The organism is [Clostridium] celerecrescens 18A (assembly GCF_002797975.1).
In the GTDB taxonomy this organism is placed as follows: Bacteria; Bacillota; Clostridia; order Lachnospirales; family Lachnospiraceae; genus Lacrimispora; species Lacrimispora celerecrescens.
Window position 1 is genome coordinate 4,313,009 of record NZ_PGET01000001.1, and the last position, 18,624, is coordinate 4,331,632.

The 18,624-nt window shown below is 43.6% G+C and carries 8 protein-coding genes and 1 tRNA gene; all 9 read left to right on the plus strand.

Going from position 1 to position 18,624, the window contains the following annotated elements:
* Positions 1 to 127: 127 nt before the first annotated feature.
* On the plus strand, positions 128 to 1,015 hold the full coding sequence (locus H171_RS19570) for a DUF3881 family protein (RefSeq protein WP_100306617.1): 888 nt from the start codon (positions 128 to 130) through the stop codon (positions 1,013 to 1,015).
* Between the two features lie 140 nt (positions 1,016 to 1,155).
* A tRNA-Arg gene (locus H171_RS19575) sits at positions 1,156 to 1,232 on the plus strand.
* Between the two features lie 481 nt (positions 1,233 to 1,713).
* The gene (locus H171_RS19580) at positions 1,714 to 11,478 is read left to right on the plus strand and encodes a doubled motif LPXTG anchor domain-containing protein (RefSeq protein ID WP_100306618.1); all 9,765 of its coding nucleotides are present in this window, start codon (positions 1,714 to 1,716) and stop codon (positions 11,476 to 11,478) included.
* Between the two features lie 576 nt (positions 11,479 to 12,054).
* Positions 12,055 to 12,987: a xanthine dehydrogenase subunit XdhB gene (xdhB, locus tag H171_RS19585; protein ID WP_100306619.1), complete on the plus strand. Its 933-nt coding sequence runs from the start codon at positions 12,055 to 12,057 to the stop codon at positions 12,985 to 12,987.
* Positions 12,980 to 13,453, plus strand: coding sequence for a xanthine dehydrogenase subunit XdhC (gene xdhC, locus H171_RS19590; RefSeq protein WP_100306620.1), 474 nt, complete (start codon positions 12,980 to 12,982; stop codon positions 13,451 to 13,453). Before xdhB ends, xdhC begins: the two co-directional genes overlap by 8 nt.
* Before the next feature lie 226 nt (positions 13,454 to 13,679).
* Positions 13,680 to 14,408, plus strand: coding sequence for a GntR family transcriptional regulator (locus H171_RS19595; protein WP_242977015.1), 729 nt, complete (start codon positions 13,680 to 13,682; stop codon positions 14,406 to 14,408).
* Positions 14,409 to 14,620: 212 nt separating this feature from the next.
* Positions 14,621 to 15,952 (plus strand): NCS2 family permease, encoded by a 1,332-nt coding sequence (locus H171_RS19600; protein WP_242977017.1) that lies wholly within the window; start codon positions 14,621 to 14,623, stop codon positions 15,950 to 15,952.
* Positions 15,953 to 15,974: 22 nt separating this feature from the next.
* Positions 15,975 to 18,320 carry a xanthine dehydrogenase subunit XdhA gene (xdhA, locus tag H171_RS19605; RefSeq protein ID WP_100306622.1) on the plus strand — a complete coding sequence of 782 codons (2,346 nt, stop codon included), beginning with the start codon at positions 15,975 to 15,977 and terminating at the stop codon, positions 18,318 to 18,320.
* A 47-nt stretch (positions 18,321 to 18,367) separates the two neighbouring features.
* Positions 18,368 to 18,595 carry a hypothetical protein gene (locus tag H171_RS19610; RefSeq protein WP_278283159.1) on the plus strand — a complete coding sequence of 76 codons (228 nt, stop codon included), beginning with the start codon at positions 18,368 to 18,370 and terminating at the stop codon, positions 18,593 to 18,595.
* Positions 18,596 to 18,624 lie beyond the last annotated feature (29 nt).

The following is an 18,624-nucleotide window of genomic DNA, read 5'->3' on the forward strand; positions in this document are numbered from 1 at the left end:
TATTGTTTTCCAGGAATTATTAAAATGAAGGTAGGCATAGCGCAGCCCAAGTTTAGTAAATTAACCGTTCGGTGAACTGCATCGAATTGAAATTCCTTAAGATTATTAGAAAGCAGGTGATGATCCTATGCATAAATTCTTGAGAACCATTGGTTTCAGCCAATATCAGAAAGACAAAGAAATAGAAAAATTATTGGATAAGCTCTGTGAAGATTTGTCCGGCCTGAAACGGATTCAGATTGATGAGGAATCCAATCTCTGTGAACTTCGCAGGGAAGTGGCTCCAGGTATGGGGATTGCTATCTTTGGAGAAATGGACCGGGAAGGTAAATTTCAAAGAAGCTATTATTATCCATATTTGAAAAGCAATGATATGACATCAGAAGTATCCTGTTCCATCCAGCGTCACACGGAGCGGGAAACATACGCCGGCCTTTTGGATGAATTTAAGGTGGGGATATCCCTCATATTCTATATTGACAATTCCTTTGAGTGCAGGGAACGGTTCATTGATCATCATCCTATGGATACAAAGGATGTCTGTCTTTCCGGTCTTGCAGTAAGTGGGAAGGTCCTTCTTCCCATTCAGAAAACAGAGATTCAAAGGGAAAAGGCCAGAGTGGCGGCAATGGACCGTAATACTCTTTTAGAAGCGGCCAAGAACGGCGATGAAGACGCGATGGAGACTCTTACCATTGAAGATATTGATTTATATTCCCAGGCTTCCAGAAGGGTGATGAACGAGGATCTGTATTCCATCATTGATTCCTGTTTTATGCCCTGCGGTGTGGAATGTGATCAATACTCCATTATTGGAGAGATCATAAAGATAGATGAGAAGAAAAATCAGATCACCAAGGAAGAGGTTTATGATTTCACTTTGGAGTGCAGCGACCTTATTTTCCACGTGGGAATTGCGAAAAAAGATCTGGTGGGAACTCCAGAGATCGGGCGCAGGTTTAAGGGACAAATATGGATGCAGGGCATCGTTAATTTTACAGAGCCTGTAGAATAAGTTTAAATATGTCTTGACGAAAAGTGTGATTGTGAATATAATAGTAGTCGGACCGCACTCAGCGGGGGCGAGTGAATGCCTTCCAAGGGAATTCAGAGTGCTCACTTTAGGGGATTCGCCCCACAATAAATTTCATAAGTGTTTCTGTAGCTCAGCAGGATAGAGCGTCCGCCTCCTAAGCGGAAGGCCAGCGGTTCGAATCCGCTCAGGAACGCCAGAATTTTCGCCGAACGCCTGATTTTATTAGGTATTCGGCTTTTTTTAATGGAGTTTCCCGATTTGATAACATATAAATATACTTATTTAGAAAAATAACGCTGTAAACCTTTGTTACTAAGGGTTTACAGCGTTTTTTGCTGTTCCCATGAATTAATAATACTCCTATAAAAGATTATAAAATATTTAAGAATGTTGAGAAGTAATATGGGATAAGTAACCACTCTGTAACCAACGAGATTTATAATGGAAAAAACATACCAATCAGAGGCAGAGTCCTAATTGTAATTATTCTTTATAACCTTAATGCGCTGAATTAATTCTGCATAGGCAAACTCCAACTTACAGGGTATGATTTACTGTCAGGTTCATGGCAGCAGCGGTGAAAATAAATTTAATATGGAGTTTTTAATATGGCAACCCTGGTTTTACAGGCCAGGATAAGATAGATAAATAAATATTAGCTAGGGAGGAGACTTTTTATGAAAAAAGTGAGAGGTAAATTCAGGCGAAGCCTGGCAGGTTTCCTTGCTTTCTGTGTAACCGCTACATCATTTAATACGGTGTCATGGGCGGATGTAGGAAATGCGTTAGATACTAAAAATGTTACATTTATAATGTCCGGAGAGGATCTAAAGGATTCTGCTCAGGCGGCGGTTGATGAAGGAAATACACTGGGTTTTGATGATCTAGGCATTACTTCAGAAGAAGGCACATCAAAGGAATATAAGAAATTATTTGAAGGTGGTTCCGTATATGAATTCATGCCTTCTTATGATACGGATGAGGAAGAAACCGCTGACGGAGCGCTTTTGAGGATGTTTATCCAAGTGAAGGATCAAACGGAAGGATATCAGCTTACCGGAAATGAAAAAATAATCTTTCTGTACATAAATGATTCAGAAGGAACTATAAAATACCGTACTGATATTGATGGATATTTAACAGAAAAAGTTTCCGTTAAAGGAAATTCTTTTTTACTGGAAAAGGAAATAGCGGTACCAGGCGGGAATGGAAAGGGAGATAATCAGCCCCCCGGGAAAGGAGCTTCGGAAGAAGAAACGACTGCTCCAGAAGAAACACCGGATGATATACCGGATACAACAATTGCGCCGAGTGAAACCGAAGAGAACACAGAGTCTGCCGTTGTACCAGAGGAAGCAACTAAGGCTCCAGAAGAAACAGTGGATGAAACACCTGATGAAACGTCAGCTCCGGATGAAAGTAAAGTGAATACGGAGGTGTCCGCAGCGCCAGAAGAAGTGTCGGAGAGCAAGGAGCAGAATTCTGACCATGGCTCAGAGGTTAGTGAGTCTAAGGAACCTGCCGATGAAAATACGGATGCCGCAGCAGAACAGATCTCCATGTCCCGTCATTTGGTGCATGTATTGACAGCTCCTGTTGGAGATACTGTTTCTGATGAAACTGCTACACCGGGTAATGCCAGCGAAACAGTGGAGGAAGGGGAGAAAAACGAATCTGACTCTCAAAATAACACAAATAAAGCAACTAAGGGAGAAGAATACAGAAGTGTTATCGTGGATGACTCTTATTATGCTAAGGCTTATGTTGTAACCTTAAAGGACTTAACGGCAGTTCAAAAAGACGGTCTTACACTTATCGTTAATCATCACGCTTATTATAATGATGAGGAGAAGGTGGAAACCGAGACCTTAACAGGATTTGAGGCAGGAGAAGAGGTCTTTGCCAAAGATTATAGCTGGAATAAGGATACGTTAGAATATTTGGGAGGTCCCCAGGATCATATCATAATCGGGGAACAGGAAGAGAACAAGCTTGATCTTTATTATGAAGAAATTGTTCCGGATAAGGAAGAGGAAGATGTGGTGGTGCAGCCCAAATCCTATTCGGCTTTAAGAGCCAGATCCGCTTTCAGCCTTCTTAGCGAAGACAGTACAACACCTGGAATGGTATTTCCAACAAAAACTGCTCAATGGGTAGATGAAAACAATGGAATCGCAAAAATTGAATTTTCCATATTTGGAAATCCAATTCGCCAGGGCAGCGATGTTGTATTAGTAATAGACAGTTCCGGAAGTATGTCTGGTAAAAAGTGGACGTTGGCCGTAAATGCAGCCAAAGCATTTATCACGAATTTATATAAGCCGCAAGATGGTGTAGACTCAGATAACCGCTTGGCGATTGTTGATTTTGATTCCAGTGCGGCAAGGTATCCATCAGGATCCGGAGATTCTTTCATAAAGGCAGACGATACCATCAGGGTCAATCAATCGACGTATACTGCTGCTAAATATTTTACGAATTATGTCTTGGCTTCGAGAATGTCTGCTAAAGGCGGTACAAATTATGATGTAGCTTTTGAAAAAGCAGAAGAGGCAATTAATGGGCGCAGTGATTCATCAAGGCCTGCGTATGTTGTATTTATGAGTGATGGGGAACCAAGGGATAATGAGTGGAGCCCTTACCGTACAGGAGAAGCAGGAGCGGAAAGGCTGAGAAACGATGGTGTTACGATCTATTCTCTGGGACTTGATATTGGAAATTTAGCTTTTAACCGCTTTATCATGCCATTAGCCAGCGATCCGAAGAACACTTATGCTAAAAATATTAAAGATATTAACCAGCTTCCAGACGTATATAACAATATTGCAAGCTCCATTAAAATAGCAGGTACAAATGCTGTGATCACAGACGTAATCAATACAGACGCATTTGATATTGTCACAGATTACAATGGTGGTACATGGTATGATGCGTCTACAGGAACTGCAGCCAAATCAGCGGACGGCCGTACCGTTACATGGGATTTCGGAAATATTTCAGAAAATATGGAAACCTTGACGATTTATATCCGAGTGAAAAAAAACGTACAGGGCGGCACATCACCGTATACGAATAAGAATGCGGATGTGACTTATAAGGATCCCAATTATGTAATAAAAACGAAAAATATACCTAACCCCCGTTTACCAGTGGGAGATGTAGGAAATATCACAAGGAATTACTATCTGGTAAATAAAGATGGATATCCTATCAGCTCCACCGAAGCATCAGGCCAGATCGTTGACTTTAACAAACGGGTGGTATTAGGAACCGATTTATATGAAAGCGATTCGCTGCCTTTTGGAACCTACGCTGTTTCTGCTCCGGCAGAGATTCAATATGAAGACAGCAAATATCAGTACGTTGCCGCCAGTGCAGGTACTGGTAAGAATGGATCACCCAATCCGTCCGATGTCAGCTTAAACGCCCAGAATAAGGCCGTTAATCTATATTTTGGCTATCAGTTAATTTCAGATGTTACGGTAACATTTGACGGAAATGGAGGAACTCCTTCTGTCAGCACTGTTACAATTCCGAGGGATACAGCACTTGGAGATAAGCTTGCTAAGGCGACAAGGGATGATGACTATATTTTCATGGGTTGGAATACCTCTCCTGATGGAAAAGGAGACGCTCTGACGGAAAAAACGATCGTATCTGAGAATAAGACTGTTTATGCACAGTGGAAGGCTAAGACCACAGTGGTTATTACTGCGGATCAAGTGATTAAAACTTACAACGGCCTGCAGCAGTCTGTTGATGGGTCTTCCTTCACTACAAGCGGTCTTCCGGCAGGTTATACATTGACTGGTATTACGGCAGTGGGTTCGGGAAAGGATGTAAAGGACAGCGGTTATCCCATCATCCTTTCCGGCAGTCCCAAGATCCTGAATGATAGCGGAAATAATGTAACAAATCAGTTTAAGTTTACTACGGTTTCAGGCAAACTGACGATTGAACCGAAGACAGCAGCCATTGAAGTAAACGATGCCTCCAAGCCCTATGGAACCTCAGATCCCATATTCAACGGAACCGTATACGGTCTGATCGACCAAAATGATCTTGGCAGCGTCTTATATACGAGAAGTAATCCAGGGATTGAGGCAGTAGGAAGATATCCAAATGTCATTGTGCCGGCGTATATAGAGAATCACAATTATACCGTTACAGTGAAAAATGGATCCTTTGAGATCAAGACAGCATCGTTTGAAAATGCTTCCTTAACAGGAAATGGCGGTACCTGGGAATATGACGGAGTACCTCATGCGGCAGGAGCAACACTTGAGAATGCACCTGGTTATACTATTTTCTATCGGGTAGGAGCTGGACCGTGGACTACGACCGCTCCAAGTGTCACCAATGTATCAGAGGGAGTGAAAACCGTTCAAGTAAAGGCGGCAAGAACGGGATATGTAGACCTGTATGCAAGTGATATAGCGATCAAGATAACTCCGAAGGAAGCAGCCATAAAGGTAAAAAACAGCTACAAGCAATTTGACCAGCCGGATCCTGAATTTAAAGGTATGGTAAGCGGCCTTATTAATGACGCAGACTTAGGTACAGTCACTTATTCCAGAACCAATTCTGAAGAAGGGGTGGGTAAGTACCAAGAGGTTTTAAATGCAAACTATATCCCAAATGACAATTACACTGTAACTGTTATGAAAGGAGATTTTGAGATCAAGTTAGCGAAGGATCCGGATGTGGACTTAAAGATTAAGGGCGGAAGCTGGCCCTATGATGGAAAGGTTCACAAGGTATCGCTGGATGTATTCGATGGGATCTTTGCGAAACTTCAGAAATACAAGATTGAATACAGTATAGACAAAGGTGAGAATTGGTCCGAAGATATTCCAAGTGTAAAAAATGTAGATGATGGAACCATGACAGTAATTGCCAGAGGAACAAGGACTGGATATGAGGACTTAGTATCAAATGAAATAACCTTGAGCATCACTCCCAAAGAAGTCACCATTACCGTAGAAGATGCTTCCAAACCGTTTGATCAGCCGGATCCGGCGTTCACAGGAAATTCAAGCGGTCTTGTGACAGATGGTGACCTTGGAACTATCAGCTATGTGAGAACCAATAACGCAGAAGGAGTCGATGTATATCCGGGCGTTCTGAATGCAAAATACACAGAGAACTCCAACTATGAAGTAACTGTTATCCCGGGAACCTTTGAAATTAAAACAGCTTCCATGGAAGGGGCAAAAGTAAGTATTACAGGCGGTGAATGGCCCTATGACGGAAATTCACATACAATAACCGCTGACATAGAGAATGCGGACGGCTACGTAGTCTACTACCAGGCAGGTAATGAAGAGTGGACGACAATACCACCGAGCATATTAAACGTTCAGGAAGGAACCGTAATCGTATCTGTAAAGGCTGTAAAGCCCGGATATGAGACCCTTACTGCAGAGCCGGTAGAAATAAAGATTATTCCCAAGGCTGTGGCCATTACCATAACAGATGCCTGGAAGTATTATGGCAGCGCTGATCCGGTCTTTGGCGGAACTGGGCCGGAACTGGTAAATGCAGGAGATTTAGGGACGATCCGCTATGTGAGAATTAATCAGGCGGAAGATGTAGGGGAGTATGAGGAAGTTTTAGATGCCAGGTACCAGGAGAATCCCAATTATTCGGTTACTGTTACTAAGGGAAACTTTGAGATCAGGACTGCAGCCATGGAAGGTGCTGAACTGACAGGAGAAGGCGGCGAGTGGATCTATGATGGCACGGCCCATGAAGCAAAGGGTTTGTTAAAGAAGGCGGACGGTTATACCATTTACTACAAAACCCCAGACAGCGACTGGAGCATGACACCTTCAAGCGTGACCAACGTGTCCGAGGGAACGGTAACTGTTTCTGTTAAGGCAGTAAAGAGAGGCTATGTAGATCTGATTGCAGATGATGTGACTCTTAAGATCAATCCCAAGGAGGCTTCCATTAAGGTAGATAGTATCTGGAAATTCTATGGAGAGACAGATCCTGCGTTCACCGGAACACCAGACGGCCTTATAAATTCCGGAGATCTTGGAGAAATCATATACATGAGAACCGATAATGGGGAAGATGTAAAGAAATATCCGGGAGTTCTGGACGCAGCATTTACAAAGAATTCCAACTACACCGTAACTATAACAAAGGGTGATTTTGAAATTAAGACAGCATCGATTCCCAACGCTTCCGTAGTAGGAGCCGGCGGAGATTGGGTGTATGACGGAGCCCCTCATGCGGCTGAAGCAAAGCTTAACAATGCGGATGGTTATACCGTATATTACAAGGCTGGAAATGGTGACTGGAGTACCGCGCCACCAAGCGTGATGAATGTATCCGATGGACTGGTTACCGTATCCGTGAAAGCGGAAAGAACCGGTTATGAACCCCTGACATCAAAGGATATAACTCTTAAGATCAATGCAAAGCCAGTAACCATCACGGCAGATAATTCCTCCAAGAACTTTGGTGAAAAGGATCCTGTATTCACAGGAATGGTAGATGGTCTGATAAACCAGAACGATCTTGGAAATGTCATCTACATAAGAAGTAATGAGGGGGAAGAAAGCGTAGCATTTTATGGGAATGTAATTGTACCGGCTTATACTGCAAATAACAATTACATTGTAACTGAGAAGTATGGGAACTTTGAAATCAAGACAGCATCAATTCCTAACGCTTCCGTAGAAGGAATCGGAGGAGAGTGGGTGTATGACGGATCGTCTCATGCAGCAGGAGCAGAGCTTAAGAATGCACCTGACTATACTGTTTTCTATAAGCTGGGAGATGGTAAGTGGACAGAAACAGCACCACGCGTAGCCAATGTATCCGATGGTCCATTAGCCGTTTATATAAAGGCAGTCAGAACGGGATATGTGACTCTGGAAGCAGAACCAGTCATTATCAGGGTAACGCCAAAGGAAGCAACTATAAAGGTTGATAATAACTGGAAATACTTTGACTTGACGGATCCGGTTTTTGACGGTAAGGTAAGCGGTCTTGTGAACAGCACAGATTTGGGTATAGTCAGTTATATCAGAACCAATGATGATGAGGGAGTAGGTAAGTATCAAGCGGTTCTAAGTGCTCAATACACTTCAAATAGTAACTACAACGTAACTATTAATAAAGGCGATTTCGAGATCCGGTCAGCCAAGGATCCGGATGTGACTTTAAAAATCAAAGGCGGAAGCTGGCCCTATGATGGAAAGGCTCACAAGGCATCACTGGATGTATTCGATGGAATCCTGACGAAACTGCAGAAATACAAGATCGAATACAGTATAGACAAAGGTGAGAACTGGTCCGGGGATGCTCCAAGTGTAAAAAATGTAGATGATGGAACCCTGACAGTGGTTGCCAGAGGAACAAGGACTGGATATGAGGACTTAGTATCAAATGAAGTAACCCTAAGCATCACTCCCAAAGCAGTCACCATTACCGTAGATGATTCTTCTAAATCGTTTGACCAGCCGGACCCGGTGTTCACAGGAAATTTAAATGGTCTTGTGACAGAGGGAGACCTGGGAACAATCAGCTATGTGAGAACCAATGATGCAGAAGGAGTCGATGTATATCCGGGCGTTCTGAATGCAAAATACACAGAGAACGCCAACTATGAGGTAACCGTTATTCCGGGAACCTTTGAAATTAAAACAGCTTCCATGGAAGGTGCGAAAGTAAGTATTGCAGGCGGTGAATGGACTTATGACGGAAATTCACATGCAATAACTGCCGGTATAGAGAATGCGGACGGTTACGTAATCTACTACAAGGCAGGAAATAAAGGGTGGACGACAACACCTCCGGGCATAACCAATGTTAAGGAAGGCACTGTAACCGTATCTGTGAAGGCTGTAAAGCCCGGATATGAGACCCTTACTGCGGAGCCGGTAGAAATAAAGATTATTCCCAAAGCTGTGACCATTGCCGTAGCAGATGCCTGGAAATATTATGGCAGCGATGACCCGGCCTTTGGCGGACCCGGACCAGAACTTGTTAATGCAGGAGATTTGGGGACGATCAGCTATGTGAGAACAAATCATGCGGAAGATACAGGGAATTATGAGGAAGTTTTAGATGCCAGGTATGATATGAATCCCAATTATTCGGTTACTGTTACTAAGGGAAATTTTGAGATCAGGAAGGCAACCATGGAAGGTGCTGAACTGACGGCAGAAGGCGGCAAGTGGATTTATGACGGAACGGCCCATAAAGCAAACGGATTATTGGATCATGCAGATGGCTATACCATTTATTACAAAGTTGGTGAAGGTGACTGGAGCATCACACCACCAAGTGTGACCAACGTATCGGAAGGGCTAATGACAGTATCTGTAAAAGCAACGAGAAACGGTTATGAGGATCTGAACGCAGATGATGTAACACTTCAGATCATTCCCAAAGCAATTGCCATTCATGTGAATAGCAGCTCCAGGTTTTATGATCAGCCGGATCCAGTCTTTACTGGAACCGTAGATCCCCTTGTTAATGAAGGAGATTTGGGATCAATCAGCTATATCAGAACAAACAAGGAGAATGACGTGGCTGTATACACGGGAGTTCTGGATGCTGAGTTTACAGAAAATATGAACTATACCGTAACCGTTGTAAAGGGCAATTTTGAGATCAAGACCGCAACTATGGAAGGCGCAGGCCTTACAGCAGAAGGCGGAGAATGGACTTATGACGGAGTTTCCCATGAAGCAAAGGGCTTATTGAATCATGCAGATGGCTATACCATTTATTACAGGACCGGAGACGGTGAATGGAGTACCGCGCCGCCAAGGGTGACCAATGTATCAGATGGAACGGTGACAGTATCTGTGAAAGCAGTGAGAGTCGGTTACGAGGATTTGACCGCAGATGATGTGACGCTGAAAATAAATGCAAAAGATGCAGTTATCACAGCAAATCATACATTTAAGTACTATGATGATGCAGATCCTGAATTCTCTGGAACGGTGGATGGCCTGATCAGCCAGATGGATCTGGGAAATATCACTTATATAAGAAGCAATGGAGCTGAGGCGGTAGGAAGCTATCCGAATGTCATTGTACCGGTGTATACAGAGAATAGCAATTATATTGTAACTGCGAAGAATGGAAACTTTGAGATCAGAACAGCATCGCTTGAAAATGCTTCCTTAACAGGAACAGGCGGTACCTGGGAATATGACGGAGCTCCCCATGCGGCAGGGTCGACCCTAGAGAATGCACCTGGTTACACAACATTCTACAAGACTGGAGACGGCGAATGGACGGAAACCCCGCCAAGCGTAACCAATGTATCAGAAGGAGTTGTAACTGTCCAGATAAAGGCAACTCGGCCTGGATACGTGGATCTGGAAGCGAAAGCCGTAAGCATCAGGGTGGCAGCAAAGGATATAACCATCCGGGTAGACAATAAGAGCAAGGAGTACGGTACGGCAGATCCGGAGTTTACCGGCCAGGCTGACAGTCTGGTTACGGAAGGGGACTTAGGAACGATTCATTATCACAGGCTTGAGGCAGACCAAAAGAAAGAAGATGCCTCTGATCAGATAACATTAACAGCTTCTTATAACACAAATGAAAACTACAAGGTTACTGTTATTAACGGGGAATTGAAGATCCATGCTGCGAATAATAACGGAGTAAGTGTTGCCGGGCAGACAGTGACCTATGACGGCCACGCATACGGCTTAAATGATGCAGCAGCGCTAAAGGCTGGGTCGACCTTATTATACTCTCTGGACCAGGTAACGTTCAGCGAGAAAAAGCCGGCCTTTACAGATGCAGGAACTTACTTTGTATATGTAAAAGCCCAAAATCCAAACTATGCAGAAACAGATGTTGTGAAAGGTACGGTGACAATTAACAGGAGGCCGGTCACTATTGCTGCGGACAGTGCGGAAAAGAGGTATGATGGAACTGTTCTAAGTGCCAATACTGCTAAAATCACCCATGGACAGCTGGCAGAGGGCCAAAGCTTGAAGAGCGTTCTCTTGACAGGAGCTCAGAAATCGGTTGGCAGCAGTGACAATATCGCCAGCGATGCGGTGATTACATCCGGGGACCTTGATGTAACGGTGAACTATGAGATCACCTACGTTGCAGGCAGACTGACAGTGACCTATGTAAGCAGTGGCGGCGGTAACAGCGGAGGAGGCGGTAACAGCGGAGGATCCTCTCCGAATAAGAATCGTCCCTTTGTACCGGGAGGTCCGGGTGATAACCTTTTGACAATCACCCCTGATGCGGTACCATTATCAAATCTGCCGGTTGAGAATGACATAGAAACCAGCCTTCTGATAATTGATGACGGCAATATTCCGTTAGCAGGTCTGCCAAAGACAGGTGACAAAATGCATGTACAGGGACTTGTAGCATTATTGTCAGGATTCCTTCTGGCAGCTTATGCGGCATTAAGCAGCAGGAACAAGAGGGAGAACCGGTAAAAGAAAGACTTTAGCTATTAAGCAGCCGGTAAGTAAATTATAAACAAATACAGGGCAGAACTTTCCGATGAATCGGTTGGTTCTGCCCTGTTTTCATTTCGCTGAGTTTAATTCATTTGGTGTGCCCGAAGTATCCCGGATATTTAGATGAACTGCAGATAAAAATCAGATGGTTCATTTCAGCCTTGATACCAATTCGTCTAAAGACTGAAAAGTACTGTCAGCACTTTATAATATCCGTTTGAAGGTTAACTTGGAATAAAGGAGGAAGTAAGGTAAAAAAGCAAGAAATATCATGAGGATATGATAAAGCAGTTGATTAGTAATATGTCATAAATAATATGTTAATTGCTGTATAAAATTCATATAGACAGTTAGTTTCTAGTCTGATAATATTGATAGTACAAATATGTAATACAAGTATTCGGCGCTAAAATTGTACAGATGTTTGCATCTATGTTTCATTAAAGGGGGATAAGATTATTCTTACCATGAAAAAAGTAACTTTAAAAGTTAATTACAGTTTTTATGGGTGTTTAATTTATTTCGGAAGCTAAATAAAGGGAGGACTATATTATGTATGATATTAAGGAAATCTACAAGCCATCCAATTTACAAGAGACACTTGACATAATGGCAGGTAATCAGGATGGAATCATTATTTCCGGCGGAACGGATGTTTTAATCAGGCTGAAGGAACGTAAGCTTAAAGAATGCAGGCTTATCAGCATACATAATCTAAAAGAATTACAGGGGATATCATATAATGAATCATCTAATGATATTATAATTTACCCGGGAACCTGTTTTGAAGACATTCATGGCAACAATGTGATAGAGAAATATTGCTACTGTCTATGGCAGGCATCCGATGAAGTAGGAAGTCCGCAAATCCGGACCGTTGCGACGATAGGAGGCAATGTCTGTAATGGGGCTGTCAGCGCTGAGAGTGCGCCTTCCCTTCTGGTAATGAACGCCGAACTGGAATTAACTAATATAAAACATGATGACGTTCATAAAGGTTCGGAAAACGTTTTATCTCATTCCAGGCGGAATGTACCAATCAGGGAGTTTTTCACGGGGCCTGGAAAGACCGTATTAGAGAAGGGTAAAGAATTATTAACAGCAATTAATATCCCGGCGCCTCCCGATGGAAGCGGAAGCTATTATATAAAATTTGGAACCCGCAATGCGTTGGAAATATCTACTTTGGGCTGTGCAGTATTTGTGACTCTTAATGAATCCCAAAATGCCTTTGAAGACTTTCGGATTGCATTTGGTGTTGCAGCTCCGACTCCGATACGCTGTACGCAGATCGAGGGGAAGGTAAAGGGGCTTCCTTTATCCAGGGAAACTTTGAAATTCATTGGGAATGAAGTTCTAAAAGAAGTAAATCCCAGAGACAGTTGGAGAGCATCCAAACAACTTAGAATACAATTAATCAGGGAATTAAGCCAGCGCGCCACGGAAGGTGCTGTTAAGAATGCGGGAGGTGCTATCATTGATTAAGGTCATACATATGAAAGTTAATGGAAAACAGGTGGAGCTGGGAGTTGATGACAGGGAGTGTCTGACGGATACCCTTCGAAACCGTTTAGGACTTACGAGCGTTAAGAAAGGCTGCGAGGCCGGTGAGTGCGGTGCATGTACCGTGCTCATAGACGGAAAGGCCACCAACAGCTGTATTTATCTTACGGTGTGGGCAGAAGGACGGGACATTGTCACTGTGGAAGGAATCAAAGGGGAGAATGAGAACCTGCATCCGGTTCAGCAGGCTTTTGTAGATGAGGCTGCAATTCAATGCGGATTCTGCACACCAGGACTGATCCTGACGGCCGTTGAGATTGTGGGATCAGGAAAAAAATACACGCGGGATGAACTTCGTAAGCTTATTTCTGGTCATTTGTGCCGCTGTACAGGATATGAGAATATTCTTAATGCGGTTGAAAAAGTAGCCGGGCTGGAAAAGAAATAGAAAGTTAGGGATCGTGTTTATCTGTATTTTTATAAGATTCATGTATTTAAGGCCAGCTGCTGTCGGTAGTTGGCCTTATCCGTGTGCGCCAGGTATAGGAGGACCATTCTATCAGAAGAAAATTTATTCCTGTTAATTGATGTGGAATCGATCTCCCAAGTTGCAGATTACGGTTCGAAATGCTATACTATCAATGAATTATATGAAGGTCATAAGGAGGGGGAAGATGGAAAAACCAAAGCAGTTATCAGATCGTTATACACAGGAGATCCTCCATGAAATCCAGGCGGGGATTTACGCCCATGCGGACAGGCTGCCATCAGAGCCGGACATTGCGAAGCGGTTCGGGATAAGCCGAACCATGGTCAGAGACTGCCTGTCAATTCTTGAGAGAGAGGGATTTATAAGCCGTAAACACGGTGTTGGTACTATTATAAATCAACATGTTCTAAAAGTGAAAGTCCGGATAGATCTGGAGCAGGAGTTTCTTGATATGATCCGTGGAGCAGGATATGAGGCGGATACTGCGTTTGTTCATGTGAGTCATGAAGCAGCTGATGAACAGGTTGCTAAAAAACTTCGCATAAACAGCGGCGAGGGTGTGGTAGTAAGTAAGAGGCTGATAACAGCAGATGGCAAACCTGCGATCCACTGTTCCGATTACATAGCAGAGCGCAGCATAGCTGTGAGGGATTATGATATGAACCTGCTTAAGAAGCCGGTGTTTGAATTTATTAAGGAATACTGTGATACAGAAATTTACATGGATTTGTCTGAAGTCAGCGCGGTAGCAGCGGATGCTGAGATGACGGAATATTTTGGTGTGGAGATGGGAAGCCCATTATTATATATTGATGAAGTTGGTTATAACTTTGTTGGACAGCCAATTCTATACTCCAAAGAACACTATGCGGATGGAATTTTGAAGCATACCATATTAAGAAAGAAAATATAGGCTGTTTCATAATAATTCTTGTGAGAGTTCGACAAAATCGACTCTCTTTTTTTATGAGAAAATACATTGATTATCATTTATAAATTTGCTACTATTAAAGTACTACAAATAAGTAATACAAATAGGTATCATCAAAGAAGAGAAAGGGGTTTATTATGGAGAGGGGTAAACAAGCAGGGAGAGGGAGCTCATTCCTGGAGAGACAATTTCATTTGAAGGAGAATCAAACGAATGTGAAGACAGAGGTGATTGCGGGCCTGACCACATTTTTAACATGCACCTACATATTGGCGGTTAATCCGGCTATTCTTTCTTCCACGGGCATGGATTCTAAGGCGGTACTTTGGGCTACCGCGATCTCAGCAGCGATCGCCTGTTTCGCAATGGGTTTGCTTACTAATTTCCCATTTGCGTTGGCACCGGCCATGGGGTTAAATGCTTATTTTGCTTACACAGTCTGTGGAGCCCTTGGACTGTCCTGGCAGAATGCATTGGCTTGTGTGTTTGTTGAGGGTGTGACATTCAGTATTTTAAGCGTCATTGGTGTGCAGGATAAGATTGTAAACGGGATTCCGGAATGTTTAAAACAGGCGATATCAGCGGCAATTGGATTTTTTATTGCTTTTTCAGGTCTGCATAATGCAGGGATTATTATGTATGATCCGGATAATCTGTTACAGCTTGGTAATTTAAGAGACCCTGGGGTGATTCTGGCACTGATAGGGATTCTGTTGACTGCCGGACTGGTAATTAAGCGGGTGAAAGGAGCTATTCTTATCGGAATCCTTGGTATAACGTTTTTGGGACTTCTCTTTAAAAATCCAGACACGGGGGTTGCATATACGCAGTGGCAGGGATTAATTGCGATTGAAAATCCCGTTAAGGCATTAGCGCCTACCTTTGGTCAGCTGACCTTTAAAGGTTTGTTTGAAGGGGGTGTGGCTACAACCATTGGCGTACTGTTTGCAATATTCAGCTTTTTATTTGTAGATATGTTTGACAGTATCGGTGTCTTGGTTGGAGTAGGTATTAAGGCTGGTTTTGTTAATGAGAAAGGAGAACTGCCGGGAGCAGGCAAGGCTCTGTTCGTTTCAGCCGCAGGAGCTGCAGTAGGTGCAATATTCGGAACGCAGACTGTAACTGTATTCGGAGCTGAGAGTACGACCGGAATTGCAGAAGGCGGAAGAACCGGCCTGACTGCAATTGTTATAGGCGTGTTTTTCCTTCTGTCCCTGCTTTTCACACCGCTGTTCTTAATGATTCCGGGAATTGCTACGGCTCCGGCCCTTGTCATGGTTGGTATTTTCATGATTGAGCCATTGATGCATGTGGATCTTGGGGATACCAAGATTGCATTTCCGGTGTTCATCTGTGTTGCTTTTATGGCGTTTACTTTTAATATCGCATATGGTATCCTCTTTGGTTTGCTGGCGTATACAGGCGGACAGGTGTTTGCCGGAAACGCAAAGAAATTATCAGTACCAACCTGGATACTCTCGGCGGTCTTTATGCTATATCTCGTATTGGAGATTATATTCAGATAGCAGACATATGGAGGTGTAGATTATGGGAATCAAAAGTAATGTTATAAGGTTAGATGCAGTAGAAAAAGTTACTGGAGCTGCAAAATATACAGAGGATCTGATACCTGCCAACGCATTGGTGGGTAAGACCCTGCATAGTACGATTGCAAATGGGATCGTAGTATCCATTGATATTGAGGAGGCATTAAGGGTACCAGGAGTGGTGGATATAGTCACATGTTTTGATGTTCCGAATTATAAATATGCCACATGCGGACATCCGTTTTCGCTGGACCCATCCCATGCTGATGTAAAAAACAAGACTATATTGACCTGCAGAGTAAGGTATTATGGAGATGAGATCGCGGCAGTAGTTGCGGAGGATCATCTGGCTGCTCAAAAAGCACTGGAAAAAATAAAAGTGGAATACAAGGTCTTTGAGCCAGTGCTGACTCCGGAAGCGGCAGTGGAAAGTGATAAGGAGCTTCATAGCCAGTCTCCCAGGAATGAGCTGGCGCGAATGGACTTCCAGATTACACCAGAAGGTAAGGTGGATTTTTATAAAGGGACATTTTCCACAGATCCTTACATCGGAGGACATAAAGATTTAAAAGGAACCAAATTCTATGTGCCGCCCCAGCAGCATTGCCATATAGAAAATATCTGCTGCTTTGCCTATATGAGTGATAGAAAAATCGTTATCGTATCACCAAACCAGGCGACCCATACCATGCGTAGAAATGTTGCGGAGGCAGTTGGCCTGCCCATTGGGAATATACGAATCGTAAAGCCATATATGGGCGGGGGATTCGGAAATAAGCAGGATACATATTATGAACCACTGGCAGCGTTCCTGACCATGAGGCTGGGAGGCCGCTGTATATCCTTTGCGATGAGCAGGGAAGAAACCTTTGTAAATAGCCGGACTCGTCACGCCATGGATCTCTGGGCAGCAACTTCGGTTAATGAGGAGGGGAGAATCACAAAAAAAGGATTAAGAATTAACTCTTACAGCGGCGCTTATGGAAGTAATGGGCATGCAATTACTGCTTATGCGGTAACGAACTATTTCCAGCTGTATCCGGCTCTTGAAAAACAGGTAGGAGAATCAGCTACTGTGTACACAACCATGCCGTCGGCTGCAGCCATGCGGGGATATGGAATCCCTCAGGTGGATTTTGCCATGGAATGTCAGATGGATGATATTGCAATGGAACATGGCTGGGATCCTGTTGAGTTCAGGAGAAAGAACATGATGGGGAAGAGATTCTTAGATCCATTTGACCGCTTCCATTGTGCAAGCAATGGACTGGAAGAATGTATTGACAAGGGTTGTGAGATGATAAACTGGAAGGAACGGAGAAAGGCCTGCGATGAATTCAACAAGACATCTGCCGGCATAAAGAAAGGGGTGGGGATGGCCCTTTTCGCTTATAAAACAGGCGTATATCCGATTCAATTGGAAACAGCTTCCTGCAGAATTCTCTTAAATGAGGACGGAAGTGCCCAGGTCCAGATAAGTGCAACGGAGTTGGGGCAAGGGTCTGATACGGTATTTGCACAGATGGTTTCGGAAGTGACAACCATTCCAGAAAAAAGAGTTTTTGTAATGAGTAAACAGGATACGGATATATCTCCCCATGATGCAGGCGCCTATGCTTCAAGGCAATCATATGTATCTGGCAGCGCAGTAAAGCAGACGGCTGAAATATTGAAGCAGAAGATTTTAAATCGGGCAGCGCTGCTGTATGGAGAGGAGGAGAATAAGCTAAGCCTGACTTATGAGAATGTGGTGACAGACGCCGGTAAAATTCTGGGTTCCATCGCTGATGTCGCCTTAAAGATGCAGTATACCAATGATATGAAAATAGACAGTGAACATATCACAGCCGAATCCACATATACCATGCGGAACAACGCTTTTTCCTTCGGGGCAAGCTTTGTGGATTTGGAAGTGGATGTGTCCATCGGAAAAATCAAAATAAACCGTGTAGTGGCCGTTCATGACAGCGGGACAATTTTAAATCCACAGCTGGCCAGTGCACAGGTGCATGGAGGAGTTGCCATGGGGTTGGGCTATGCGTTGAGTGAGCAGATGCTTTTTGATGGGAAGACCGGAAAGATGCTCAATGACAACCTGTTAGATTATAAGATCCCTACATCCATGGATATCCCACCCATTGAAGTAGCGTTTGTTGAGACTTATGAGCCAACCGGACCATTTGGAAATAAGGCTCTGGGTGAGCCGCCTCTGATCCCCCAGGCTCCGGCGGTCCGGAACGCAGTTTTACATGCAACCGGAGTAGGAATTAACAGTCTGCCTTTGTCATCAGATAATTTAATAAAGGCTTTCTTAAAGGCTGGGCTGATAGAGAGTGCACTGCCCTGATTTTAAGAGATTCTACAATCCTGATCCTGGATGAGGCAACCTCTGCTTTGGATACAAAAACAGAAAAAGAAATACAGGCGGCTTTGAATGAGATTTCAAAGGAGCGTACGACCATTATGATTGCACACAGGCTTTCTACAACCCGTGAGGCTGATTTGATTGTAGTGCTTGAGGGGACCGGTATTGCAGAGATTGGCACCCATGACGAGCTGATTGCGAAGGGAGGAATCTTTGCACGTTTACATGGAGCTCAGACATCACAGGGAATGTTATAAAAAAACGGACCACGGAAGAATTTTCTGTG